A 23,335-nucleotide genomic window follows, 5' to 3' on the forward strand; every position below is an offset into this window, starting at 1 on the left:
TCCCCGGCATCCGCAAGGATGCCAGGGAGCGCCAATTCCATGGAGATCGAATGAGCGCGATGGCGGCGGATCAGGCGAAGATCGCTCTTCAGGCCGGACGGCTGGCCGATGCAGAGACACTGGCTCGGAACGGCCTGGCCGCCGTGCCCGATGATCGCGACCTGTTGTACGTCATGGCGGTCGCGCAGCGCTATCAGGGCAAGCTGGACGACGCTCTCGCGACGCTGGAGAGGCTGACGGCCGCGCATCCGGATTACGCGCGGGCGGAGCAGGAGCGCGGGCACGTACTGGTCGCGCTCGACCGTCCGGACCAAGCGCGCGCCGCCTATGATCGGGCCATCGCCGGCAATCCGACGCTGGTCGCCAGTTGGCGCGCGTTGATCGCGCTCAACGCCGACGATCGACGCGCGGCGGAGCGGGCGCGAGAAGAAGTTTCCTATCTTAGCGCTTTGCCCAAGGAACTGCTGGCGGTCGCCAGCATGATCTACGAAGGGCGGCTGCAACCGGCCGAGGAACTGTGCCGTCGCTATCTGCGGGCGCATCCGGCCGATGTCGAGGCGATGCGGCTGCTTGCCGATATCGGCAAGCGGCTTCACGTCTATGACGATGCCGAATATCTGCTCGAAAGCGCGCTGGAGTTCGAACCGGATTATGCGCTCGCGCGGCTCGATTATGTCGGGGTGCTGCACAAGCGCCAAAAATTCGCCGCCGCCCATGCGCAGGCTGAGCGGCTGCATGCGATCGATCCCCAAAATCCGCTGTTCCAGAACACGCTTGCGAACGAAAGCACGGCGATTGGTCGCTATGACGAGGCGCTGGCGATCTACGACCGTCTGGTGGCGTCGGGCGCGGCGGCGGCAAGCACGCATCTGGCGCGCGGCCATGCGCTGAAGACGATCGGGCGGCAGGACGAGGCCGTCGCCGCCTATCGCGCGGCCTATGGCGCGCAGCCCGATTTCGGCGACGCCTATTGGAGCCTCGCCAACCTCAAGACCTATCGCTTCACCGATGCCGAGATGGACGCCATGAACGCTGCCGCCATTGCACCCGGTACCTCGATCGACGATCGTGCCCATCTGCATTTCGCGCTGGGGAAGGCGTATGAGGACCGGCGCGACCACGCCGCCGCCTTCGCGCATTACGATACCGGCAATCGGTTGCGCCGCGAACAGTCGCGCTATGACGCCGATGCGATGGACCGGGAGATGGCGGCGCAGATCCGCTTCTTCACGCCCGAGCTGATCGCCCGGTTGGCCGGATCGGGCGACCCCAGCGATGCGCCGATCTTCATCGTCGGCCTGCCGCGTGCGGGATCGACGCTGGTCGAACAGATTCTCGCCTCGCACAGCCGGGTCGAGGGGACGCTGGAACTGCCCAATATCATGGCGCTGGCGCACCGGCTGAACGGCCGTCGCCGCGCCGACCAGGAAGAGATCTATCCCGATTGCCTGGCCGGGCTGTCACGCGACCACTTGGCGCGCTTCGGGCGGGAGTTTCTGGAAGAGACGCTGATCCATCGCACCGGACGACCGCATTTTACCGACAAGATGCCGAACAATTTCCGGCATATCGGACTGATCCACCTGATCCTGCCCAACGCCCGGATCATCGATGCCCGGCGCGATCCGATGGATTGCTGCTTCTCCGGCTTCAAGCAATTGTTCGCCGAGGGGCAGGAGTTCACCTACGGCCTCGAAGAAGTCGGCCGCTATTATCGCGGCTACGAACGGCTGATGGCGCATTGGGACGCGGTGCTGCCGGACAAGGTGCTTCGCGTGCAATATGAGGACATGATCGACGATCTGGAAGGGCAGGTCCGCCGCATCCTCGACCATTGCGCTCTGGCGTTCGAGCCGGCGTGCCTCGACTTCCACAAGACCCGGCGGTCGGTCCGTACCGCGAGTTCGGAGCAGGTCCGTCAGCCCATCTATCGCACGGGCATGGCGCAGTGGCGGCCGTTCGAGCCATGGCTCGACCCGTTGAAACGGGCGCTGGGGATGATGCCGCCCGACCCGTCCGGAATGGGTCAGGCTGCGCCCGGCTGAGCGGTCATCGCCGCGTCGCTCGTCGGAGCGCGGCACGCGCCGGACAGCGAGGCGCGTGCCTCCAGCGGCGACCGGCCGAAGCGGCGGCGGAACATGCGGCTCATATGCGAGGAATCGCAAAAACCGCATTCGACCGCGATCGTGGTGATCGATTTGTCGGTGGTCTGCAGCATGTGATGCGCAAGCGACAGGCGCACGTCCATGAACGCGACCTGCGGCGATACGCCCAGCGCGGTCTTGAACCGGCGTTCGAGCTGCCTTTTGCTTTTCCCCATGCGCTCCGCGATGTCGGCGACGGACAGCGGCATCTCGATATTCTGCTGCGTAATCATCAACGCACGCAGTACGATCGGATCGTCGGTGCGATAGTTCAGCATCGCGCCCGGCTGCGCCTTCTCGCCGCCCAACGCCTCGTCGATGATCATGATGTGGAGGCTCTTGCTCGCCTGCGCCCGGCCCACATGCCGGTCGACCAGATAAGCGGCGAGGTGCGCCGAACTCGCACCGCCCGAACACGTCAGCCGATCGCGGTCGACGATAAAGATGCGGTCGGAAACAGGGTCCAGCCCGTCGAATTGTTCGAGGAAATCGCGGTGGTGAAACCAGCTGACGCAGCATTTATACCCGTCGAGCAGTCCCGCGCCGTGCAGCAGGAAGGCGCCGGTGCAGACGCCCACCAGCGGAATGCCGAGCGCCGCTGCCTTGCGAAGATAGGCGGTATATTCCGAGCCGAACCCCTCGATCTCGTCGATAAGGCCGCCGATCACCACGATATAGTCGAACCGGCTGGGATCGCCGAGTTGTTCGTCGGGCTGGATGCTGATCCCCGAACTGGACGGGATCCGGGCGCTGGTGTCCGATATGACCTTCCAGTCGCAGGCGATGTGGCGGCTGCGGTCGCCCTCGTCTGCGGCGAGGCGCAACACGTCGACGAAATTGGCGAACGCACACAGGGTGAACTTGCGGGCAAGGATAAAGCCCACCGACAAACGAAGTCCTGCAGCACGACGGCGCTGCGCGGCGTCCAGTGCCGATGTCACCATGTTCAATCGCGCCTCCGTCATCTCGACCAATTTCTGTCACATGTCGTAGAGTTTGTGGCGTTCTGACGCAATTATCCTTTCCGGCTCTGTAATGCCTGTCGCAAACCTACTGATGTTCAAGGCAATTCTTGCACGTCCACGACATGATCGTGGTGGGGAGCAGCAGCATGAAAGTTCTGGTGCCGGTAAAACGCGTCGTCGATCATAACGTCAAGATTCGTGTCAAGGGCGACGGGTCGGGCGTCGACCTCGCCAATGTAAAGACGTCGATCAATCCGTTCGACGAGATCGCGGTCGAAGAAGCGGTGCGGTTGAAAGAGGCCGGCGTCGCGACCGAGATCGTCGTCGTCTCCGTCGGCCCCGCCCAAGCGCAGGACGTGCTGCGCACCGCGCTGGCGGTTGGTGCGGACCGCGCGATCCTGATCCGCGCAGAGGCGATGCCGGAACCGCTGGCTGTCGCGAAGCTGTTGGCGGCGGTCGTCGGTAAGGAGCAGCCGGGCCTGATCCTGCTGGGCAAGCAGGCGATCGACGACGATGCCAACCAGACCGGGCAAATGCTGTCGGCGTTGCTGGGGTGGTCGCAGGCGACGTTCGCCTCGCGGATCGCGATTGCTGGTGACCGCGCGACCGTGACGCGCGAGGTCGATGGCGGGTTGCAGGTGATCGACGTGGCGCTGCCCGCGGTCGTGTCGGTCGATCTTCGCCTCAACGAGCCGCGCTATGCGACGCTGCCCAATATCATGAAGGCCAAGAAGAAGCCGCTGGACGAGGCGAGCGTGGAGGAGTTCGGGGTCGATGTCGGCCCGCGCCTGACCGTCCTTGCGACCGAGGAGCCGAAGCTGCGCGGGCCGGGCGTCCGCGTCGCCTCCGTCGCCGAGCTCGCCCACAAGCTCAGGGCCGAGGCCTGCGTCCTGTAATCGCGATCGGGAGACCAGACATGACGATCCTGCTGCTCGCCGAGCACAACAATGACGATCTTTCCGAATCGACCGCGCGGGCGCTGACCGCGGCATCGCAGATGGGCGATGCGGTCGACATCCTGGTGGCCGGGCAGGGCGCTGCGGGCGTCGCCCAGGCCGCGGCGCGGCTTACCGGCGTGCGCCGGGTGCTGCTGGCGGAAGCGGCGGCGCTGGAACAGCGGCTGGCCGAACCGACTGCGGCGCTGCTCGTCGCGCTGGCCGCGAACTATGACGCCATCGTCGCACCGGCGACCAGCACCGGCAAGAACGTGCTGCCGCGCGTCGCCGCCCTGCTCGACGTGATGCAGGTGTCGGAGGTTGTCGAGGTGATCGCGCCCGACACCTTCAAGCGTCCGATCTATGCCGGTAACGCGGTGCAGACGGTGCGTTCGGGCGATCCCGTGAAGGTCGTGACCGTCCGCACCGCGTCTTTCGCGCCGACGGCAACAGGTGAGGCGGTGGCGGAGATCGTCGCGGTCGGCGATCCCGTCGATCCCGGCCTGTCGCGCTTCGTGGAGAACCAGTTTGCCGCCACGGACCGGCCCGATCTCGCGGCGGCCCGTATCGTCGTCTCGGGCGGACGGGCGCTCGGTTCGGCGGAGAAATTCCGCGAAACGATCCTGCCGCTCGCCGACCGGCTGGGTGCGGCGGTCGGCGCATCGCGCGCGGCGGTCGATGCCGGCTATGCTCCGAACGATTGGCAGGTAGGACAGACCGGCAAGGTCGTCGCGCCCGACCTGTATGTCGCCTGCGGCATTTCCGGCGCGATCCAGCATCTGGCCGGGATGAAGGACGCCAAGGTCATCGTCGCGATCAACAAGGACGAGGATGCGCCGATCTTCCAGGTCGCCGACTATGGCCTGGTCGGCGACCTGTTCGACCTCGTCCCCGAACTCGAGCGCCAACTCTGAGCCGATCGAACGCAATTCCCGAACGAGGCCCGTCCATGAGCGAGAAGTCCTACGTCATCCGGCTCGGCTGCCCGGATCAGCCCGGCATCGTCGCCGGCGTCACCACCGCGCTGGCGGGGCTGGGCGCCAATATCCTGGAGTCGAACCAGTTCTGGGATCGTCAGGCCGATCATTTCTTCCTGCGGATCGCGGTGACGGTCGCGCCCGACATCACCCGCGAGGCGATCGAACACGCGCTCCAGCCCGCCGAGGAGCAATTCGGTCTCGACCTGTCCGTTACGGACATGGCGCAACGGCCGAAGATCATCGTGATGGTGTCGAAATTCGACCATGCGATGCATCACCTGCTTTACCAGATCAAGGTGCGCTGGCTGAACGCCGATGTGGTGGCGATCGTGTCCAACCACGACGTGGCGCGTGCCGCTGCCGAGATCGACGGCATCCCCTTCCACCACTGGCCGGTGACGAAGGAGAACAAGGCGGAGCAGGAGGCGAAGCTGCTCGATCTGGTCGAGGAGACGGGCGCCGAACTGGTGGTGCTGGCGCGGTACATGCAGGTCTTGTCCAACGATCTGTCCGAGCGGCTGTACGGCCGCGTCATCAACATCCACCACTCGTTCCTGCCGAGCTTCAAGGGGGCCAAGCCCTATCACCAAGCGCATGAGCGCGGCGTGAAGCTGATCGGGGCGACCGCCCATTATGTCACGCCCGACCTCGACGAGGGGCCGATCATCGAGCAGGAGACCGAGCGGGTCAGCCACAGCCTGACCAGTGAGGATTTCGTCGCGGCCGGACGCGACATCGAATCGCGGGTCCTGGCGCGCGCGGTCAAATATCATCTCGAAGGACGGGTGATGCTCAACCGCCACCGCACCGTGGTGTTCGCACCGTGATTGCGCGCGCCGCCGTACTGCTTCTGGCCCCTATCTCTGACGCAAAGGATTGAAGATGGCTGCGCTTCCCGAAAAGGCCCGTGTCGTGATCGTCGGCGTCGGCGGCATCGTCGGCGCATCGGTGGTCCATCATCTGGTCGAGCGCGGCTGGACCGATATCGTCGGCATCGACAAGTCGGGCGTGCCGACCGACATCGGCTCGACCGCGCACGCCTCCGACTTCTGCTACGCGACCAGCCACGATTATCTGACGACGTGGACGACGCTTTACTCGATGGATTTCTTCGAGAAGATGGGTCACTATTCGCGGATCGGCGGGCTGGAGGTCGCGCGGGTCGGCGACGACCAGCGGATGGACGAGATCCGGCGTAAGGTTGCCTCTGGCAAGGCGTTCGGCACCCGCGCGGAGCTGATCGATCCCGCCGGGATCAAGGCGAAGTTCCCGTTGATCGAGGAAAGCCTGGTGCAGGGCGGGTTGTGGGACCCGGACGCCGGTCTGGTCGTGCCGCGGTCGCAGACGGTGGCGGGCAAGCTGATCGACCAGGCGGTCGATGCGGGCAAGCTGACCGTCTTCGCCAACAACCAGGCGGAATCGCTCGTCATCGAGGATGGCCGGATCAAAGGTGTCGTCACGACGCGCGGCACCATCATGGCCGACTATGTCGTCGTCTGCACCGGCCTGTGGGGACGGTTGATCGCCGAGATGGCGGGCGAGGACCTGCCGGTGTTTCCGGTCGACCACCCGCTGACCTTCTTCGGGCCGTACACCGAGTTCGAGGGTACGGGGAAGGACATCGGCTATCCGCTGCTCCGCGATCAGGGCAATTCGGCCTATATGCGCGACACGGGCGACCCGAAGACGACCGAGGGCGGCCAGATCGAATGGGGCTATTACGAGGAACATGCCCCGCGCCTCGTCCATCCGCGCGAGCTGCTGGAAAAGGATCAGGCGCGATTGTCGCCGTCGCAGCGCGATCTGGAGATGGAGCAGGTGCTCGAACCGCTGGAGCGCGCGATCGAACTGACGCCGATCTTGGGCGAGCTGGGCTATAATGAGGGGCATTCCTTCAACGGCCTGCTTCAGACGACCACCGATGGCGGTCCGTCGATCGGGGAGAGCCAGAAGGTGCGCGGCCTGTGGTATGCGGTCGGCATCTGGGTGAAGGACGGCCCGGGCATGGGCAAGCTGGTCGCCGACTGGATGACCGACGGGCGCACCGCGATCGACCATGCCAGCATCGACTATGCGCGGTTTAACCCGTTCCAGCTGGAAGCGACGTTCATCGAGGAACGCTGCCTCGAAACCGCCGCCAAGATCTACAATCCGCCGGTCCACCCGCGCGAGCCGTTTGCGGGCGGGCGCGGCATCCGCCGCTCGCCCTTCTGGGAGCGCGAGAAGGAGCTGGGCGGCTATTTCATGGAACTCGGCGGGTGGGAACGCGCGCACGGCTATGCCGCCAACGAGCATCTGCTCGACAAGTACGCCGATCAGGTGCCGGTGCGCGAGAATGAATGGGACAACCGCCATTTCTGGCGCGTGTCGAACGCCGAACAGCTCGAACTCAGCGCCGATTGCGGGCTTATCAACCTGTCGCACTTCCACATCACCGATATCGAGGGGCCGGACCATGTCGCGCTGATGGAGTGGCTGTGCGCGGCCAAGGTCGGCGGCGACGAGAGCGTCGGCAAGGGCATCTATACCCATTTCCTTGATGACGAAGGCAACGTCCGCGCTGACTTCACCGTCTTCCGCCTCGCCGATCGCTGTCGGCTGGTGAACGGCGCCGATGCGGGCCCGCGCGACGTGCACTACATGCGGCGGGTGGCGCAGGATCGCGGGCTGGGCGTGACCGTCACCGACGTGACCGAGAAAAATGTCACCATCGGCATCTGGGGTCCGAACGCGCGCGTCAATCTGCAGAAGGTTGTCGAGGATCCCGAGGCGCTGTCGCTCGAAAATTTCCCCTTCGCCGCGATCCGCATGGTTCGTATCGCGGGCAAGGACGTCATGGCGTTCCGCATTTCCTATGTCGGCGAACAGGGCTGGGAACTGCACATGGCCTATGAAGACGGGCTGGCGGTGTGGGACGCACTACGCGCGACCGGCGTGATCGCGGTCGGCATCGAAACCTATGCCAATTCGCGACGTATGGAGAAGAGCCTTCGCCTCCAGAACGCGGACCTGCTGACCCATTACAACCTGCTGGAGGCCGATCTGGCGCGGCCCAAGGCCAAGGCGGCCGACTTCCGCGGCAAGGCGAAGCATCTGGAGCATCGCGCGCGGGAGCATCAGCCTGCCAAGTTGTGTACGCTCGTCATGACCGACAATGTCGATGCCAAGGGCGTGAAGCGGTATCCGGTCGGTATCCTGCCGGTGATCGACCCGGAAACGGGCGAGGTGCCGGTCGATGAACTGGGGCGGCGCTCTTACACCGCCTCGATCGCCTATGGCCCGTCGATTGGCAAGAATATCGCGCTGGCCTATTTGCCCTGGGCCTTATGTCAGGAGGGCCGGAGACTCGAGGTCGAATATTTCGGAGAGCGATATCCGGTTGAGGTCGCGTCGGTCGGCTACCGACCGCTCTACGACCCCGAAAACCGCAAGCCGAAGAGTTGATCGGTCGCCGGTCCCGCATCGTGCGCTATGTCATCCGTCTTAAGAACTGTTCCTTCTTCGCGCATCATGGCGTGTTCGACGAAGAGGGGACACTTGGTCAGCGCTTCCATATCGATGCGGAAGTGCAGGTCGATGCGACGATGGCGCGCGATGGCCAGACGATCGTCGGGACAGTCGATTATGGCGAGATCTTCGCCGAGATCGAACGGGTGGTGCGGGGCCGGCGACGGCTGCTGATCGAATCGCTCGCACTGGAGATCGCGCGCGAGCTGTGCGACCGCTTCGCCGCGATCGCCCACGCCCGCATCACGCTGCGTAAGCCGAGCGTACCGATCCACGGCATACTGGATCACGTCGAGGTCGAGGTGACGTGGCCAATGGCGAGTGGGACGGCCAATGCGGCGGCTGTTGTGTCGCGATCCGCGGTTGGGGATGACGCGATCGTCCTATTGACGCCCGGCCGAGTCTGAATAGCCTCCATGGTCATCGGCGCAGTTGAATGGGCGCAGAATAGCGGTGCGAGAGGAACAGGTGTGATTTCCGCCGGGCGCGTGTCCGGCGGAGCCGCGGCTGCATTGGGAAGGATAAGAAATGAACGTCCGTAGCGAGATGCTGAACCTGATCCGTCATCGTAAGGACGGTTATTCCTTGCCCCAGCCCTTTTACGTCGATCAGGCGTTCTTCGACGTTGATCTAGACCTGATCTGGTATCGCGACTGGCTGTTCGCGGGCCACGACTGCGAACTGCTGAAGCCCGGCAGCTATTTCACGCTACAGGTCGGGGCCTATCCGATCGTCGTGCTGCGCGATCGCGACGGCTCCATCCGCGCCTTTCACAATAGCTGCCGCCATCGCGGCAGCCGGGTGTGTAGTGCGGATCGCGGCGTCGTCGCCAAGCTGGTCTGTCCCTATCACCAATGGACCTATAATCTCGACGGCTCGCTCGCCTTCGCGCGGCAGATGGGGGAGGGGTTCGATCCGACCCAGCATTCGCTGAAGCCGGTCGCGTGCGAGAGCGTCGCAGGCTATATCTTCATCTGCCTGGCCGACAAGCCGCCGGCCTTCGCACCGTTCAGCGACCTGATGCGCCCCTATTTCGCGCCGCATAACCTGACCGATGCCAAGATCGCCTTCCAGTCGACGATCGTCGAGAAGGGCAATTGGAAGCTGGTCTGGGAAAATAACCGCGAATGCTATCATTGCGCGGGCAGCCATCCCGAATTGTGCAAGACCTATGACGAGTCGCCCAACGTCACCGGCGTCGCCGGCGGCGAGGAAGATCCAGAAATGGCGGCGCATTGGGCGCGGTGCGAGGCGGCCGGGCTGCCGGCGCAGTTCCGCATCCACGACAGCGGCCAGTTCCGCGCGATCCGCGCGCCGCTGCTGCGCGAGGCGGAAAGCTATACGATGAACGGCAAGCGCGCCGTCGCCCGCGGCCTGTCCGACGGGGTGACGGCCGAGCGGATCGGCGCGCTGATGCTGTTCAACTATCCGACGACCTGGAACCACGTCCTGATCGACCACGCGGTGACGTTCCGCGTGATGCCGATCGGCCCGAACGAAACCGCGGTGACGACGAAGTGGCTGGTCCACAAGGATGCGGTCGAGGGCGTCGACTATGATCTCGACACGCTGACGCATGTCTGGACCCAGACCAACGACCAGGATCGCCGCATCGTCGAGGAGAATGCGCTCGGCATCCGCTCCCCCGCCTACGAACCCGGACCCTATTCGCAGCTTCACGAGGGCGGGGTGATCCAGTTCGTCGACTGGTATGCGCGCGCGATCGAGTCCCGGCTGGACGGCGCGGGTTTAGATCGCATTCGGCGGGTCGCGTGATCCTTTGCGCGCGGAGCGGGCGATGACGGGCCGCTATCTCCATCTCGACGAGATGTCGCCGTGGAGTGACCGGCTGCACCATCTGGAAGTGATCGGCATCGTCGACGAAGCGCCGGGGGTGAAGACCTTCACCTTCCGTTCCGAACGCGATCGCTGGTTCCGCTATCGTCCCGGACAGTTCGTGACGCTGGAACTGCCGGCGGAGGGTGGCCCGTTGCTGCGGACCTACACGCTGTCGTCCTCGCCCTCCCGGCCTTTATCGATCGCGGTGACGGTGAAGGCGCAGGCCGACAGCATCGGCACGCGGTGGATGTTCGACCATCTGCGACCCGGCGCGCGCATCCGTGCCTATGGCCCGTCCGGGCAGTTCACCCATGTCGCGCATCCGGCACCGCGCTACCTGTTCGTATCGGCCGGATCGGGCGTCACGCCGATGATGTCGATGCTGCGCTGGATGGCTGATTGCGCGCCCGACAGCGACGTCGCCTTCGTCACGGTCGCACGACGGCCGGAGGATATCATCTTCCGCCGCGAACTCGAATTGCTCGACCGGCAGATGCCGAACCTATCGCTGGCGATGATTGTCCGCGACAATCCGCCCGGCGAGACCTGGAGCGGGCTTCGCGGGCGCCTCGACGCGGCGCGCCTGGCGATGCTCGTGCCGGACCTGACGACGCGCGAGATATTCTGTTGCGGGCCGGACGCGTTCATGACGCTGGTCGGCGGCATCGTCCGCGATGCGGGGGCGGACATGGCCCGCTATCATCAGGAAAGCTTCGGCGAGGCGCCGGCAAACGCACCGAGCGAGCAGGTGCCCTTGGCCGAGGGCACCTCCGATGCGGCGGTGACGATCACCTTCGCCACCTCCGGCGTCAGCGCGACCTGCGAACCCGGCCGGACCGTGCTCGAAACCGCGCGCCACGCCGGCGTCCGTATCCCGGCCGCCTGCGAATCGGGCCTTTGCGGCACCTGCAAGGTCATGAAGCATTCCGGCGAGGTCCGCATGGAGCACAATGGCGGCATCCTCGACGACGAGATTGCGGAGGGGTATATTCTGGCTTGCTGCGCTCGACCGGATCGGGATCTCAGCGTCGACGCCTGACCAACGCGCCAGTTCGCTATCCACCCGTTGTTCGCGAAGCGCCTCGAGGCAGTGGGTCTCGAAGCTTCCCTGGTCAGAGCCCCGTTCTCCCTGCTGGGTCACCGGAGCAGCCCGGCCGCGGGGTTTGCGGAATATCCCTAAGGGATCGCCCGCATATTCTGCTGCTTCCATAAAGGCTTAGGTCGCCTTGCTTAATCAAGGAGACCGGCATGAAAGCCCTAGTCTGGCACGGCAAGGAGGACATCCGATACGACACGGTGTCCGATCCTTCGATCGAAGATCCGCGCGACGCTATCATCAAGGTGACGAGCTGCGCGATCTGCGGATCGGACCTGCACCTTTTTCACAATCTCGTTCCCGCGATGCTACCCGGCGACGTCATGGGCCATGAGACGATGGGAGAGGTGGTCGAGGTCGGCAGCGGGTCGAAAGGCAAGCTGAAAAAAGGGGACCGCGTCGTCATTCCCTTCACCATCCAGTGCGGCGAGTGCGAGCAGTGCCGGCGCGGTAATTTTTCGGTCTGTCAGCGGACCAACCGCAAGGGCGAGCTGGGCGACAAGGCGTTCGGCCACCGCACGGCCGGGTTGTTCGGCTATACCCATCTGACCGGCGGCTATCCGGGTGGACAGGCCGAATATCTGCGGGTGCCGTTTGCGGACACCACGCATATCAAGGTGCCCGACGGTATCGACGACGAGAAACTGCTGTTCCTCTCCGACATCCTGCCGACGGGATGGCAGGCGGCGGTACAGGCGGATATCCAGCCTGGTGATACGGTGGCGATCTGGGGCTGCGGCCCGGTCGGACAAATGGCGATCCGCTCCGCGTTTCTGCTTGGCGCCGAACAGGTCGTTGCCATCGACCATCTGCCCGAACGGCTGTCGATGGCCGCCGCGGCGGGTGCGATTACGATCAACTTCGAAAAGGAAAGCGTCGTCGAGCGGCTGAACGAGCTGACCGGCGGTCTTGGCCCGCACAAATGCATCGATGCGGTCGGCACCGAAAGTCACGTCAGCTTCGGTCAGCCCGACACTGTGCTGGATCGTGCCAAACAGATGCTGATGGCGGAGAACGACCGACCGCATGTTTTGCGCGAGATGATCTACGTCTGTCGACCGGCCGGGGTCATCTCGATCATCGGCGTATATCTTGGACTGGTGGACAAAATTCCGATGGGGCAGGCGATGAACAAGGGCCTGACGTTCCGCATGGCGCAGGCGCATGTGCCGCGCTGGACCGGCGATCTGCTGCGCCGGATCGAGGATGGCCAGATCGACCCTTCGTTCGTCATTACCCACAAGGTCGATCTGTCCCAAGGGCCTGAGATGTACGCCACGTTCCGCGACAAGGCGGACGGCTGCATCAAGGTCGTGCTTCAGCCCTGACGGAGGCTTTCATGTCACTCATCAATCTCACTGGCATTGCCCGGTCGCCCGGCGATCCGCGTATCGAGCGTAAAGGCCCAAGTTCGATGACTGGCGCCGACCGGCTCGCACGGGCGCTCGGATGGTTCTCGATCGGACTTGGCGTCGCCGAACTGGTGGCGCCGGGCAAGCTCGCCCGCAGCCTCGGGCTCGACGGCAAGGAGGGTCTGATCCGCGGCTATGGCGCGCGCGAGTTGGCAAGCGCCGTGCCGACGCTGTCGATAGACAAGCCTGTCGGGCTCGCGGCCCGGATCGGAGGCGACGTGCTCGACCTTGCGACGCTCGCAACCGCGTTGCACGGGGATAATCCCAAGCGCCGCACCGCAGCGGTCGCGACCGCGCTGGTGCTAGGCATCACCTTGCTTGACATCGTCGCCTACAACGGCGTGAAAGCAGTGCATCGTCGTGAACCGGACAGCGACCGCGACTATTCGGATCGCAGCGGTTGGCCACGTGGTCTGACGGCTTCCCGTGGTCTCGCCCGCAAGGACTTCAAGATCCCGCCTGACTACCACGCGGAGGGCAGTGTTGCGAAGGCGCTGCCAAGAGTGCCCGCCTAGCGTCGGATCATCGCACCACGCCACCGTCCCCGACATGCGCTCAATCGGTGCCGCGGCAACCCTCCCGCGCCACCGCTATGACCACCAGTGGCAGTAGAAAGGGCTTCTTCATGACGGTTGATGCACCGGACAAGCCGTTGGAATCGGAGGCGCGGGCCGCCGTCACGATCGGCCGGCCCGCCGACGAACTGCGCAGACTCTGGCTGCGTCCGGATGTGCAATCCTGCATCTGGGCGCATTTCGCCGACATCTCCGCCCTCGATGATCGCACCGCCGAATGGACCGCTTATGGTCCGGCCGGAGGAACATATCGCTGGCGCACGACCGTGGAGGATACAGGCGACGAAGTGCGCTGATCAACGCTCGACGACGCCGACGTGGCGAATACGGGCGTGCTGACCTTCCGGACCGCCCCCGGCAATCGCGGAACCGAATTGCACCTCGACCTACGGTTCGATCCGCCGGGCGGCGCCATTGGCAAGGCAGTCGAAAAGCTGTTTCATATCGTGCCCTGCGAAATCGTCCTGAAAGCGCTTTACCGGTTCCGCGCGCTCGCGCTGACCGGCGAGATCCCCACAACCGATCCCCAACCCGCCTCCCGTCATGGCGGCAGCGACCGTTAGGAGAAACTCGATGCGTTCACTGTGCTGGAACGGCATCAACGACCTGCGCGTCGAGACCGTCGCCGACCTCGATATCCTGAACCCGAACGATGTGATCCTGAAGGTAAGGCTTTCGACCACCTGCGGCTCTGACCTGCACCTGATCGACGGCCTTATCCCGACGATGGGGGGGCGGGCGACGTGCTCGGTCATGAGTTCATGGATTAGATCGTCGACGTCGGCCGCGAGGTCACGAAGGTCAAGAAGGGCGACCGGGTCGTCATCGCGTCGTTCATATCGTGCGGAAGCTGCTGGTATTGCCGGCACGACCTGTATTCCCTCTGCGACACAACCCATCCGAAGCCGGAAATGCAGGAGCCGTTGCTCGGCTATCCGACCGCCGGCATCTATGCCTATTCGCATACATTCGGTGGCTATGCGGGTGCGCATCCGGAATATGTGCGCGTGCCCTTCGCCAACACCGACTGCTTCGTCGTTCCCGACGGCGTGTCGGACGAGGCCGCGCTGTTCATCTCCGACGCTGCACCCACCGGTTTCATGGTTGCGGACTTTTGCAATATCCAGCGCGGCGATGTCATTGCAGTATGGGGCTGCGGCGGGGTCGGGCTGATGACGCAGCAGGGCGCGATGATCCTCGGTGCCGAGCGCGTGATCGCGATCGATCGCTACCTCGAACGGCTCGCCCAGGCAGAGGCATTGGGCGCGATCGCACTCGATTACACCAAGGTCGACGTCGTCGAGGCACTGAAGGAACTGACTGGGGCCGTGGTCCTGACGCTTGTATCGACGCGGTGGGGATGGAGGAGGGCGGCACGGGGCTTCAGCAGGTATATGACCGAGTGAAGCAGGCGCTCTACATGGAGATGGATCGCGGCGAGGCGCTGCGTCAGGCGATGCTGGCTGTCCGCAAGGGTGGCACCCTGTCGATCCTAGGGGTCTATGGGGTCATGGACAAGTTTCCGCTTGGGTTGCTGATGAACAAGGGCGTGACGGTGCGGACCGCGCAACAGCATGGCCAGGCTTATGTTCCCCGTCTTCTGGAGCACGTCCAACGCGGCGAACTGACGCCAGCCGCGCTGGCCATCCACCGCTTCTCGCTGGAGGACAGTCCGAAGGGCTACCACATGTTCAAGCATAGGGAGGATGGCTGCCTGCGTGCCGTCTTTGTCCCCTGAGGGCTGCGCCGTTCGGGTCGGGGCGCATCCGGCCATGGACCTTGGTCGCGATCACCACCTCGTCGCGGCGGGTGAAGTCCTTCAGCGCGCGGCCGACGATCTCCTCCGACGTGCCGTCGGAATAGACGTTGGCGGTGTCGAAGAAGTTGATCCCGGCCTCCACCGCCTGCCGCAGGAGCGGCCGGCTCGCTTCCTCGCCCAGCGTCCAGGCGTGATTGCCACGATCCGGGATGCCATAGGTCATGCAGCCGAGGCAAAGGCGCGACACGTCGAGGCCGGTGTGGCCGAGCTTGATATAGTCCATGGATGGTCTCGCTTGTCCGTTCGAGCACGACAACGAATGGAGTGCTCTCGCGCCGCAAGTGACGGGAAGATCATCCGATCCGGCGGAGTCGTTCGACGGATGGCGGCTCGGCCAGCAACGCGTCGAAGCGGGTGGCGAGGCGGGTGAGGGCAGGGGCGTGACCATGGGCATCGAGGGCCGCCTGATCGGTCCAGCTTTCCACCATCACGATCACGCCGGGCATGTCGCGGCTCTCATGCGCGTCGTAGAGCAGGCAGCCCGGCTCCGCGCGGACCTCGTCCAGCATGTCGAGTAACGCGGTGGCCAGTTCCTCGGCCTTGCCGGGCCGCGGAACAAGGCGGGCGACGACGTGGACGATTCGGTCAGTCATGCCGGGGCTCCCATCCTTCCAGAACGATCTTGCCACGCGTGGTGGCGCTTTCGATGCGACGATGCGCTTCGGTGAGCGTGGCGGCGCTGATCGGCGACAGCGTCTCGGTAGCCGTGGTGCGGATGCGGCCAGCATCGACCAGTTCGGCGACCGTGTCGAGTAACCGGCCCTGCTCGGCAAGGTCGGGCGTGCCGAACAGTGAGCGGGTGAACATCAGTTCCCAATGAACCGACACCGCCTTGCGCTTGAAGCCGACGATGTCGAGGCTGGCGGGATCGTCGATCAGCGCGAAGCGACCCTGCGGCGCGATCAACTCGGCGATATCTGCCAGATGGCGATCGGTATGGGTGGTCGAGAAGACGAAGGCAGGCGCGCCTAACCCCAAGGCAGCGATCTGCGGTGCCATCGGTTGGGAATGATCGATGACATGATGCGCGCCTAGGTCACGCACCCAGCCTTCCGTCTCGGCGCGCGAGGCGGTGGCGATCACGGTCAGGTCGGTCCGGGCGCGCGCGATCTGTATTGCAGCGGAACCGACGCCGCCCGCGCCGCCGATGATCAGAATGACGCGGGCGCCGCTGGCCGGCTGATCGTCGACCTTCAACCGGTCGAACAGGGTTTCCCAGGCCGTGATCGCCGTCAGCGGCAGCGCTGCCGCCTCGGCGAAGCCGATGCTGCGTGGCCGATGGCCTACGATCCGCTCGTCGACCAGCTGATATTCCGCATTGCTGCCGTCGCGCATCAGGTCGCCCGCATAGAAAACCTCGTCACCCACCTTGAAGCGGGTGGCTTCCGGGCCGACCGCTTCGACGACACCCGCCGCATCCCAACCGAGGATGCGTTCGTCACGCCCGTCGAACGGTGCGGCGCCGGCGCGGACCTTCGCGTCGACCGGGTTCACCGAGATAGCCCGGACCGCGACCAAAATATCGCGCCCGGTCGGAATGGGCCGTGGCAGTTCTACGTCGATCAGGGCATCGGCTCGATCGATTGGGCCGGCCTGGCGATAGGCTATGGCGCGCATGGGTCTTGCTCCTTCTGCTGACGTACGCGAGATAGAGACGGTGTCAGCTTTTGTCGTAGGCACAAAAAACGCTCATAGTGTCGAAAAGGATACCGTCCCGATGGCGAAAGCCCGTCACTCTCGCCTCGATTGTACCCCGGGTTGTGCCGTCGAGGCAGCGGTGAGCCTGATCGACGGCAAGTGGAAGGCGGTGATCCTCTACCATTTGCAGGACGGAACCACGCGCTTCAACGAACTGCGCCGCCGTGCTGGTGATGTGACGCCGCGCATGCTGACCAACCAGCTGCGCGAGTTGGAAGCCGATGGCCTGATCAAGCGCGAGGTCTTCGCCCAGGTGCCGCCGCGTGTCGAATACAGCCTGTCCGATCGTGGCCGATCGCTGTCGCCGATCATCGCGGCGCTGAAGGCTTGGGGCGACGCGAATATGGACCTTTTTGCCTTGCGGTGAAGTCCCGCCCGGCGACAGCAAGGCTATCTCGGATCGGCCTCCAGCTGCCGGACGATACCATTCAGCGCTGCCGTGCAGCCCTGGGCGCGTCCGATGTCGTGATCGGTACCGGCGGAGTTCCAGAACATGTCGAGCGGCCAGCGCTCTGGGCAATGCGCGATCAGGCAGCGAAGCGCGAGCCGCACCTCGATGGTGTTGACCTTGCCCTTGCCCGACCGCGCGGCGGCCCCGCGCAGGATGTGGAGCGACAAGTCTATGATGATCCGCTGATGGCGCGACATGGCCAATCAATGAAAGTCGCGCGACTTGATCCGCACCACCTGTTCGGGGTCTTGGCCATTGGCGTGCGGTGGCCAGTAGCTGTCGCGCGGGCCCGGTCGCCAGCCGGCATCGCCCCGGTCGGGTGACCCGGCATGGCGCGCACCGTCTCCCCGGCCGGTGGCATGGGGGAAGTCCATCTGTCCGACTTGGGCGAGCAGCCCGCCATAGTCGATGATCCGGTCGCAGATGACATGGATGATAAGCCCCTCGCGCTGGACCCGGCCCTTCATTCCGATCATCGCCGCCGACATGACAGTGCGGCGCTGCGCCTCGAACCGATCGGGCCAGAGGATGCCGTTGGCGATCCCAGTCTCGTCCTCGATCGTGATGAACAGCACGCCCTTGGCGCTGCCGGGCTTCTGGCGGACAAGGATGATGCCGGCGACCTCGACATAGCGGCCGTCCTTGATGTGGGCGAGGTCGGCGCAGCGGACGATGCCGCGCCGAGTGAGATCCTGCCGCAGGAAGGCAAGGGGGTGGGCGCGCAGCGATAATTGCAGCGCGCGGTAATCCTCCACCACCTCGCGGCCCTCGGTCAGTGGGCGTAAGGGTACGTCCGGCTCTAGCCCCTCCGGGCTGAACGAGGCTTCGCGCGCATCGGCAGCGGCGAACAGGGGGAGGGGGGCCTCGCCCAAGCCCTTCACCTTCCATAACCCCTGACGGCGATCCTCGCCCAGCGCATGGAAGGCATCTGCTTCGGCCAGTCGCTCGATCGCTGCACGGGGCACGCCCGCACGCCGCCACACCTCTTCGACCGACTGGAAAGGTGCGTCCCCCCGCGCCGCGACGATCGCCGCACCATGCGCATTGGCAAGGCCGCGCACCTGGCGCAGTCCGAGCCGCACGGCGAGATAGCGGCCGGGTGTTTGTTCTAGCGTACAGTCCCAGCGGCTGGCGTTGATGCAGGCCGGCCGCACCTCGACGCCGTGTTCGCGCGCGTCGCGGACGACCTGGGCCGGCGCGTAGAAGCCCATCGGCTGCGCGTTGAGCAGCGCCGCGCAAAAGACGTCGGGATGATGGTGCTTCATCCAGCAACTGGCATAGGCGATCTTGGCGAAGCTGGCGGCGTGGCTCTCGGGAAAGCCGTAGGAGCCGAAGCCCTCGATCTGCTTGAAGGTCCGTTCGGCGAAGTCGCGGGGGTAGCCGCGCGACACCATGCCCTCGACCAGCTTGTCGTAGAAGTGGCTGACCCCGCCGGTGAACTTGAACGTCGCCATGGCGCGGCGGAGCTGGTCGGCCTCGACCGCGGTGAAGCCTGCACCGACGATCGCGACCTTCATCGCCTGTTCCTGGAACAGCGGCACGCCCAGCGTCTTCTCGAGCACCGCGCGCAGCTCGGGGCGCGGATAGTCCGGCTTTTCGCGTCCTTCGCGACGGCGGAGGTACGGGTGGACCATGTCGCCCTGGATCGGTCCCGGCCGCACGATCGCGACTTCGATGACGAGGTCGTAGAAGCGCGCCGGCTTCATGCGTGGCAACATCGACATCTGCGCGCGGCTTTCAATCTGGAAAGTGCCGAGCGTGTCGGCCTTCTGGATCATCGCATAGACGTGCGGATCGTCGTCCTGCAGGTCGGCCATGCCGACCGCCACGCCCTTGGCCTCCTCCAGTAGGTTGAAGGCACGGTTCATGCAGCCGAGCATGCCCAACCCCAGCACATCGACCTTCATGAACTTCAGTGCGTCGATATCGTCCTTGTCCCATTCGATCACCTGCCGGTCGACCATCGCGGCGGGCTCGATGGGGACGAGATCGTCGAGGCGGGTCTGGGTCAGCACAAAGCCACCAGGATGCTGAGACAGGTGGCGCGGCACGCCGATGAGCTGGCGTGACAGTTCCAGCGCGAGGCGCAGGCGCCGGTCATCCATGTTGAGGCCAAGCTGAGTGACCTGCTTCTCGCCGACGCCCTCCTGGCTCCAGCCCCAGATGAGGCCGGCGAGCGCCTTGGTCAGATCCTCGGGCAGGCCCAAGGCCTTGCCGACCTCGCGCACCGCGCCTCGCGCGCGATAGCGGGTGACGACGGCGGTCAGCGCGGCATGGTTGCGACCGTAGGTGTCATAGATCCACTGGATGATCTCCTCGCGCCGCTCATGCTCGAAATCGACGTCGATGTCGGGCGGCTCGCGGCGCTCGCCGGAGACGAAGCGCTCGAACAGCAGCTCGTGCTTTATGGGGTCGATGCTGGTGATGCCGAGCACGAAGCAGACGCAGCTGTTGGCGGCCGATCCGCGCCCCTGACACAGGATGCCGCGCCGCCGGCTTTCCGCGACGATGCTGTTCACGGTGAGGAAGTAGGGCGCGTAACCCAGCTCTCCGATCAGCCTGAGCTCGTGCGCGATCTGGTCGCGATAGGCTTTCGGAAGTCCGTTGGGGAACATCCGCGCCGCGGCGATTTCGGTCAGGTGTTCGAGCGCGCCCTGCGCGGTCAGCCCCTCGACCACCCGCTCGTGCGGATATTGGTAACTGAGTTCGCCGAGGTCGAAGCTGCAGGCGCGCGCGATCGCAGCGGTGGCGGCGATGGCGTCGGGGAAGGCGGCGAAGCGCCGCTCCATCTCGGCCGGGGATTTGAGGTGACGGTCGGCATGGCGCTCGCGCCGAAAGCCGAGCGTGTCGACCGTGCATTTCTCGCGGATCGCGGTGACGACGTCCTGCAACAGCCGCGCCTCGGGGGCATGGTAGAGGATGTCGCCGAGCGCCACCGCACGGATGCCAGCTGCTCCGGCGAGCGCGGCGAGATCGTGCAGCCGCAGCGCATCGTCGGGCCGGCGGCGGAAGGCGAGTCCGCAATAGCCGCGTGCGCCGAAGGTCGTGCGCAGCTCGGCGAGCTGCGCTGCGGTCACCGCATCTGCTTCGCCCGGCAGCAGGATCGCGACCAGTCCCTCGCGCCACGCGACGACGTCGCTCCAGCCGAGCGTGCAACCGCCCTTGCCGGCGCGCGCCTTGCCCAGCGTCAGCAGCCGGGTCAGCCGCGACCAGGCGGGCTTGTCGGTCGGGTAGAGGAGCAGCGCGCGGCCGTCGTCCAGGTCGACCCGCGCCCCCGCGATCATACGCACGCCGGTCGCTTTCTGCGCCTCCCACGCCCGCACAAGCCCCGCGACGCTGCCGCGGTCGACGATGCCGAGCGCGCCATGGCCCTGCAGCGCGGCGGCGGCGAACAGTTCGTCGGGCGACGAAGCACCGCGAAGGAACGAGAAATGGCTCGTCACCTGCAGCTCGACATAGGTGGTCATCAGCCGAATAGCCCGTGGAGGTACCAGCTGAGATCGCCGGTCGCAGGCTCGACCCCGTCGCCGCGGCGGAACAGCCAGAAGCGCGCGCCGGTGTCGTCCTCGACCCGGAAATAGTCACGCACCGCCCAGACCTCGCCGTCGCGCCGCCACCATTCACCATGGATGCGCTCGGGGCCGTCGCCCGCGACCACCGCATGGACCTGCCCCCGCCAGGTGAAGCGGCGCGGCGGCGCATCGGGGAGAAGAGCCAGCACGCCGACCAGCGGCTCGGGCCGGCGCAGCAGGCGGACGGGCCGCTTCCAGGACGGCCAGCCCGTCGGCGTGACGAGCGGCGATGCGCGTCGCACGGCGCGCTCGGGCACGTCGCTTTCGACCGGCGCGGTCGTGAACAGTGCTTCCTCGCCGACCCGGCCGGCGATCTGGTCGACCAGCAGCGCGACGTCCGGCGGCGCATCGTCCCCGGCCAGACTGGCGGCGAGTGCGGTCGCGCCAAGCGGCTCGGTGCGGGGGGCGGCCAGTCGCATCGCCTCGATCCCGTCGCCGGGGTCGATCCGTTCGATGCACAGATGGAACAGCCGGGCGAGATGGCCGGCATCGCGGGTCGCGCGCGCGGTGCCGACCGACAGATGCTGTATGCTGCCGTCGATCCGCTCCAGCGTCAGCACCAACGCCCGCACGCCGCGTCCGCGCTCCACCAGTTGCCGGATCAGCGCGGCGAGCAGGTCACCGATCACCTGCTCGATCGCCTCCGCCGTGCCGATCGGTTCGAGCAGGCGGAGCCGGGCGATGGGCACCTCTTGCGGGACGACGGGCACGATGGGTTCGGCCACGCGCCCCAGTGCCTCGTCGAGACGGCGGACGCTTGCCATGCCGAGCCGCCGGGCGAGCGGTCCACGCGGCAGTGGCAAGAAGTCGGCGATCCGGTCGAGCCCGAAGCGGGTGGCGGCGGCGATCGCCTCGGGTGTCAGGCGGAGCGCGGCAGGGGGCAGGGGCGCTAGCGCCTGCGCTTCCTGCCCGTCGGGCACGAGCCGCATGGCGTCGCGGCCGAAGCGGGCCAGCGCATGGGCCGTGCCCGGTGTGCCCGCCACCGCCACGCGCGCGGTCAGTCCAAAGCGCCGGCAGAAGCGGATCAGCCGGTGGCAGAAGCGGGCCTCGCCGCCGTGCAGGTGCGCGACACCGGTCAGGTCCAGCCAGAGGCCGTCCTCGCCGCTGACGGCGGCGGTCGGGGTCCAGTGGCGCACGGCGTGCAGCGCCAGATCGTCCAGCAACGCCGCATCCGCCGCCCGATCGGCGGGACGGATGTCGAGATCCGGGATCAGCGCGCGCGCCTGCGTCACCGCCATGCCGGGGGTCAGGCCCAGCGCCATGGCGGCGGGGCAGGCAGCAGCGATGACCTGTCGCTGGCCGATCGCTTCGGCCAGGATCATCGGCACATGGTGCGTCAGTGGCGGCGGCGCGGGCTGACGCTGATCCGGTGCGATCGGTTGCTTGAAGGGGTGATCCGCCGCCTCGGACCGGCGACCCAATTCACGCATCTGGGGGCGCTGGTGGAGCGGAAGTGCCGCCACCTGCTCCTCGACCGCCGCGCGCGCGGCCCCCTGCCGCGCCCAGCGGGCGCCGGGACGCCAGCCGCCGCCCCGCGGCACCGAACAGGCGCCGGGGTCGTCGTCGACCGGCAGGAGGGGCGCGGGCCTCGGCTCAGGCAGCGCGCGCGGCCGCTCCAGCCGCCGCAGTCGCTCGATCGCGAGATGCGGCAGGTAGAGCGAGGCGACCCGTGTCATCGCATGCCTCCAATTCCATCGTGAAACCCGGGCCGCCGCGCTGGCGCGCCAGTTCGACCATCCAGCGTCCTCGCCCGACGATCTGCGGGGATATCGGCGCAGAGGGCGCGCAGGCGATCCGCCACCGGGTCATCGCCGCCGATAATTCGGTCAGCGGGCAGACACCCTGTCGCCGCCAGCGGCGGGACAGCAGGGCGGGCGTGTTGCCCGTCATCGCCGCCAGTTGCAGCCGCCGCGTTGCCACCATGTTGGCCCGCTTCACCTCGCCGACCACCGCCGCGAGGCCACCATGGCGCAGACCATCCTCCATGACGGCAAGGACGTCCTTGTCCTCGCGCACCTCGACGAAGAGCAGCGTCGCCGGGTTCAATCCCGCCTGTTCGAGACCTGGCGCGTAGAGATCGAACCGGGTCAGCGCCCACAGCACACGGCGGCCGCTCCGCGCCGCCGCACGTGCCGCGATACCGACCGCGAACAGCGTGGCGGCCGCATCGTCGGTGAGCGTCGGCGTTGCCGAGGTTAGTTCATGCAGGCCGCCCACCGCTAGTCCGCCACTCGTCAATCGGGCATCCATCGCTGCGATGCCGAAGGGCAGGACCTCACCCTCGCCATCGCGCACGGAGCCCATCACGTCGCGCAGACGCGTCAGGGCTTCGGGACAGGCGG

The 23,335-nt window shown here is 66.0% G+C and carries 22 protein-coding genes and 1 pseudogene; 15 read left to right on the forward strand and 8 right to left on the reverse strand.

Annotated elements, in window-relative coordinates; all coding sequences use genetic code 11:
- The first annotated feature begins 50 nt into the window (after positions 1 to 50).
- A complete protein-coding gene (locus AAIO73_RS06250; protein WP_345876871.1) occupies positions 51 to 2,045 on the forward strand; it encodes a tetratricopeptide repeat-containing sulfotransferase family protein in 1,995 nt (664 codons plus the stop codon).
- Here AAIO73_RS06250 and AAIO73_RS06255 read toward each other — a convergent pair.
- Positions 2,027 to 3,109, reverse strand: coding sequence for a GlxA family transcriptional regulator (locus AAIO73_RS06255; RefSeq protein WP_345876907.1), 1,083 nt, complete (start codon positions 3,107 to 3,109; stop codon positions 2,027 to 2,029). The two genes, AAIO73_RS06250 and AAIO73_RS06255, sit on opposite strands and share 19 nt — an antisense overlap.
- Positions 3,110 to 3,255: 146 nt before the next feature.
- On the opposite strand from AAIO73_RS06255, the gene AAIO73_RS06260 reads away from it, so the two are divergent.
- From AAIO73_RS06260 to AAIO73_RS06320, 13 genes are all read left to right on the forward strand, one after another.
- Positions 3,256 to 4,005, forward strand: coding sequence for an electron transfer flavoprotein subunit beta/FixA family protein (locus tag AAIO73_RS06260; protein WP_345876872.1), 750 nt, complete (start codon positions 3,256 to 3,258; stop codon positions 4,003 to 4,005).
- Between the two features lie 20 nt (positions 4,006 to 4,025).
- Positions 4,026 to 4,958: an electron transfer flavoprotein subunit alpha/FixB family protein gene (locus AAIO73_RS06265; RefSeq protein ID WP_345876873.1), complete on the forward strand. Its 933-nt coding sequence runs from the start codon at positions 4,026 to 4,028 to the stop codon at positions 4,956 to 4,958.
- A 35-nt stretch (positions 4,959 to 4,993) separates the two neighbouring features.
- Entirely contained in the window at positions 4,994 to 5,851 is an 858-nt protein-coding gene (gene purU / locus AAIO73_RS06270) for a formyltetrahydrofolate deformylase (RefSeq protein ID WP_345876874.1), read from the forward strand.
- Between the two features lie 55 nt (positions 5,852 to 5,906).
- Positions 5,907 to 8,468 (forward strand): GcvT family protein, encoded by a 2,562-nt coding sequence (locus AAIO73_RS06275; protein ID WP_345876875.1) that lies wholly within the window; start codon positions 5,907 to 5,909, stop codon positions 8,466 to 8,468.
- Positions 8,469 to 8,488: 20 nt separating this feature from the next.
- A complete protein-coding gene (folB, locus tag AAIO73_RS06280; RefSeq protein ID WP_345876876.1) occupies positions 8,489 to 8,938 on the forward strand; it encodes a dihydroneopterin aldolase in 450 nt (149 codons plus the stop codon).
- Positions 8,939 to 9,059: 121 nt separating this feature from the next.
- Positions 9,060 to 10,307, forward strand: coding sequence for an aromatic ring-hydroxylating oxygenase subunit alpha (locus AAIO73_RS06285; protein ID WP_345876877.1), 1,248 nt, complete (start codon positions 9,060 to 9,062; stop codon positions 10,305 to 10,307).
- A gap of 22 nt (positions 10,308 to 10,329) precedes the next feature.
- Positions 10,330 to 11,409 carry an FAD-binding oxidoreductase gene (locus tag AAIO73_RS06290; protein WP_345876878.1) on the forward strand — a complete coding sequence of 360 codons (1,080 nt, stop codon included), beginning with the start codon at positions 10,330 to 10,332 and terminating at the stop codon, positions 11,407 to 11,409.
- Positions 11,410 to 11,618: 209 nt separating this feature from the next.
- Complete coding sequence (locus AAIO73_RS06295; protein ID WP_345876879.1) at positions 11,619 to 12,794, forward strand: zinc-dependent alcohol dehydrogenase; 1,176 nt, start codon at positions 11,619 to 11,621, stop codon at positions 12,792 to 12,794.
- Between the two features lie 11 nt (positions 12,795 to 12,805).
- Entirely contained in the window at positions 12,806 to 13,393 is a 588-nt protein-coding gene (locus AAIO73_RS06300) for a hypothetical protein (RefSeq protein ID WP_345876880.1), read from the forward strand.
- Positions 13,394 to 13,503: 110 nt separating this feature from the next.
- Positions 13,504 to 13,749, forward strand: coding sequence for a hypothetical protein (locus AAIO73_RS06305; RefSeq protein ID WP_345876881.1), 246 nt, complete (start codon positions 13,504 to 13,506; stop codon positions 13,747 to 13,749).
- Between the two features lie 21 nt (positions 13,750 to 13,770).
- Positions 13,771 to 14,016 (forward strand): SRPBCC family protein, encoded by a 246-nt coding sequence (locus tag AAIO73_RS06310; protein WP_345876882.1) that lies wholly within the window; start codon positions 13,771 to 13,773, stop codon positions 14,014 to 14,016.
- Positions 14,017 to 14,223: 207 nt separating this feature from the next.
- Positions 14,224 to 14,859 carry a zinc-binding dehydrogenase gene (locus tag AAIO73_RS06315; protein WP_526023772.1) on the forward strand — a complete coding sequence of 212 codons (636 nt, stop codon included), beginning with the start codon at positions 14,224 to 14,226 and terminating at the stop codon, positions 14,857 to 14,859.
- Positions 14,856 to 15,191 carry an MDR/zinc-dependent alcohol dehydrogenase-like family protein gene (locus AAIO73_RS06320; protein WP_345876883.1) on the forward strand — a complete coding sequence of 112 codons (336 nt, stop codon included), beginning with the start codon at positions 14,856 to 14,858 and terminating at the stop codon, positions 15,189 to 15,191. The genes AAIO73_RS06315 and AAIO73_RS06320 overlap by 4 nt, the downstream gene beginning before the upstream one ends.
- Here AAIO73_RS06320 and AAIO73_RS06325 read toward each other — a convergent pair.
- The 3 genes and pseudogenes from AAIO73_RS06325 to AAIO73_RS06335 all read right to left on the reverse strand — a co-directional run.
- Positions 15,190 to 15,495: pseudogene (locus tag AAIO73_RS06325) on the reverse strand (aldo/keto reductase); the annotation flags it as partial. The gene AAIO73_RS06320 and the pseudogene AAIO73_RS06325 overlap by 2 nt on opposite strands.
- Positions 15,496 to 15,565: 70 nt before the next feature.
- Positions 15,566 to 15,865: a putative quinol monooxygenase gene (locus AAIO73_RS06330; RefSeq protein ID WP_345876884.1), complete on the reverse strand. Its 300-nt coding sequence runs from the start codon at positions 15,863 to 15,865 to the stop codon at positions 15,566 to 15,568.
- Complete coding sequence (locus tag AAIO73_RS06335) at positions 15,858 to 16,889, reverse strand: zinc-binding alcohol dehydrogenase family protein (protein ID WP_345876885.1); 1,032 nt, start codon at positions 16,887 to 16,889, stop codon at positions 15,858 to 15,860. Before AAIO73_RS06335 ends, AAIO73_RS06330 begins: the two co-directional genes overlap by 8 nt.
- Here AAIO73_RS06335 and AAIO73_RS06340 point away from each other — a divergent pair.
- Entirely contained in the window at positions 16,879 to 17,337 is a 459-nt protein-coding gene (locus AAIO73_RS06340) for a winged helix-turn-helix transcriptional regulator (protein WP_526023766.1), read from the forward strand. The genes AAIO73_RS06335 and AAIO73_RS06340 overlap by 11 nt on opposite strands.
- A gap of 23 nt (positions 17,338 to 17,360) precedes the next feature.
- Here the strand turns inward: AAIO73_RS06340 and AAIO73_RS06345 are convergent, their stop codons facing one another.
- The 4 genes from AAIO73_RS06345 to AAIO73_RS06360 all read right to left on the reverse strand — a co-directional run.
- Positions 17,361 to 17,618 (reverse strand): hypothetical protein, encoded by a 258-nt coding sequence (locus AAIO73_RS06345; RefSeq protein WP_345876886.1) that lies wholly within the window; start codon positions 17,616 to 17,618, stop codon positions 17,361 to 17,363.
- Positions 17,619 to 17,624: 6 nt separating this feature from the next.
- Positions 17,625 to 20,888 carry an error-prone DNA polymerase gene (locus AAIO73_RS06350; RefSeq protein ID WP_345876887.1) on the reverse strand — a complete coding sequence of 1,088 codons (3,264 nt, stop codon included), beginning with the start codon at positions 20,886 to 20,888 and terminating at the stop codon, positions 17,625 to 17,627.
- The gene (locus AAIO73_RS06355; RefSeq protein ID WP_345876888.1) at positions 20,888 to 22,669 is read right to left on the reverse strand and encodes a Y-family DNA polymerase; all 1,782 of its coding nucleotides are present in this window, start codon (positions 22,667 to 22,669) and stop codon (positions 20,888 to 20,890) included. Before AAIO73_RS06355 ends, AAIO73_RS06350 begins: the two co-directional genes overlap by 1 nt.
- Positions 22,587 to 23,335, reverse strand: a 749-nt coding sequence (locus AAIO73_RS06360) for an ImuA family protein (RefSeq protein ID WP_526023767.1), incomplete at its 5' end; no start/stop codon positions are given. The genes AAIO73_RS06360 and AAIO73_RS06355, both read right to left, overlap by 83 nt.

The organism is Sphingomonas epibiotica (assembly GCF_039615155.1).
Taxonomy (GTDB): Bacteria; Pseudomonadota; Alphaproteobacteria; order Sphingomonadales; family Sphingomonadaceae; genus Sphingomonas.

Coding starts and splice junctions, on each gene's coding strand:
- AAIO73_RS06330 (WP_345876884.1), bottom strand. CDS start 15,865: ATGACTGACCGAATCGTCCACGTCGTCGCCCGCCTTGTTCCGCGGCCC.
- AAIO73_RS06355 (WP_345876888.1), bottom strand. CDS start 22,669: ATGACACGGGTCGCCTCGCTCTACCTGCCGCATCTCGCGATCGAGCGA.
- AAIO73_RS06255 (WP_345876907.1), bottom strand. CDS start 3,109: ATGACGGAGGCGCGATTGAACATGGTGACATCGGCACTGGACGCCGCG.
- AAIO73_RS06305 (WP_345876881.1), top strand. CDS start 13,504: ATGACGGTTGATGCACCGGACAAGCCGTTGGAATCGGAGGCGCGGGCC.
- AAIO73_RS06340 (WP_526023766.1), top strand. CDS start 16,879: ATGGCGCGCATGGGTCTTGCTCCTTCTGCTGACGTACGCGAGATAGAG.
- AAIO73_RS06285 (WP_345876877.1), top strand. CDS start 9,060: ATGAACGTCCGTAGCGAGATGCTGAACCTGATCCGTCATCGTAAGGAC.
- AAIO73_RS06260 (WP_345876872.1), top strand. CDS start 3,256: ATGAAAGTTCTGGTGCCGGTAAAACGCGTCGTCGATCATAACGTCAAG.
- AAIO73_RS06295 (WP_345876879.1), top strand. CDS start 11,619: ATGAAAGCCCTAGTCTGGCACGGCAAGGAGGACATCCGATACGACACG.
- AAIO73_RS06335 (WP_345876885.1), bottom strand. CDS start 16,889: ATGCGCGCCATAGCCTATCGCCAGGCCGGCCCAATCGATCGAGCCGAT.
- AAIO73_RS06265 (WP_345876873.1), top strand. CDS start 4,026: ATGACGATCCTGCTGCTCGCCGAGCACAACAATGACGATCTTTCCGAA.
- AAIO73_RS06250 (WP_345876871.1), top strand. CDS start 51: ATGAGCGCGATGGCGGCGGATCAGGCGAAGATCGCTCTTCAGGCCGGA.
- AAIO73_RS06345 (WP_345876886.1), bottom strand. CDS start 17,618: ATGTCGCGCCATCAGCGGATCATCATAGACTTGTCGCTCCACATCCTG.
- purU (WP_345876874.1), top strand. CDS start 4,994: ATGAGCGAGAAGTCCTACGTCATCCGGCTCGGCTGCCCGGATCAGCCC.
- AAIO73_RS06290 (WP_345876878.1), top strand. CDS start 10,330: ATGACGGGCCGCTATCTCCATCTCGACGAGATGTCGCCGTGGAGTGAC.
- AAIO73_RS06350 (WP_345876887.1), bottom strand. CDS start 20,888: ATGACCACCTATGTCGAGCTGCAGGTGACGAGCCATTTCTCGTTCCTT.
- AAIO73_RS06275 (WP_345876875.1), top strand. CDS start 5,907: ATGGCTGCGCTTCCCGAAAAGGCCCGTGTCGTGATCGTCGGCGTCGGC.
- AAIO73_RS06300 (WP_345876880.1), top strand. CDS start 12,806: ATGTCACTCATCAATCTCACTGGCATTGCCCGGTCGCCCGGCGATCCG.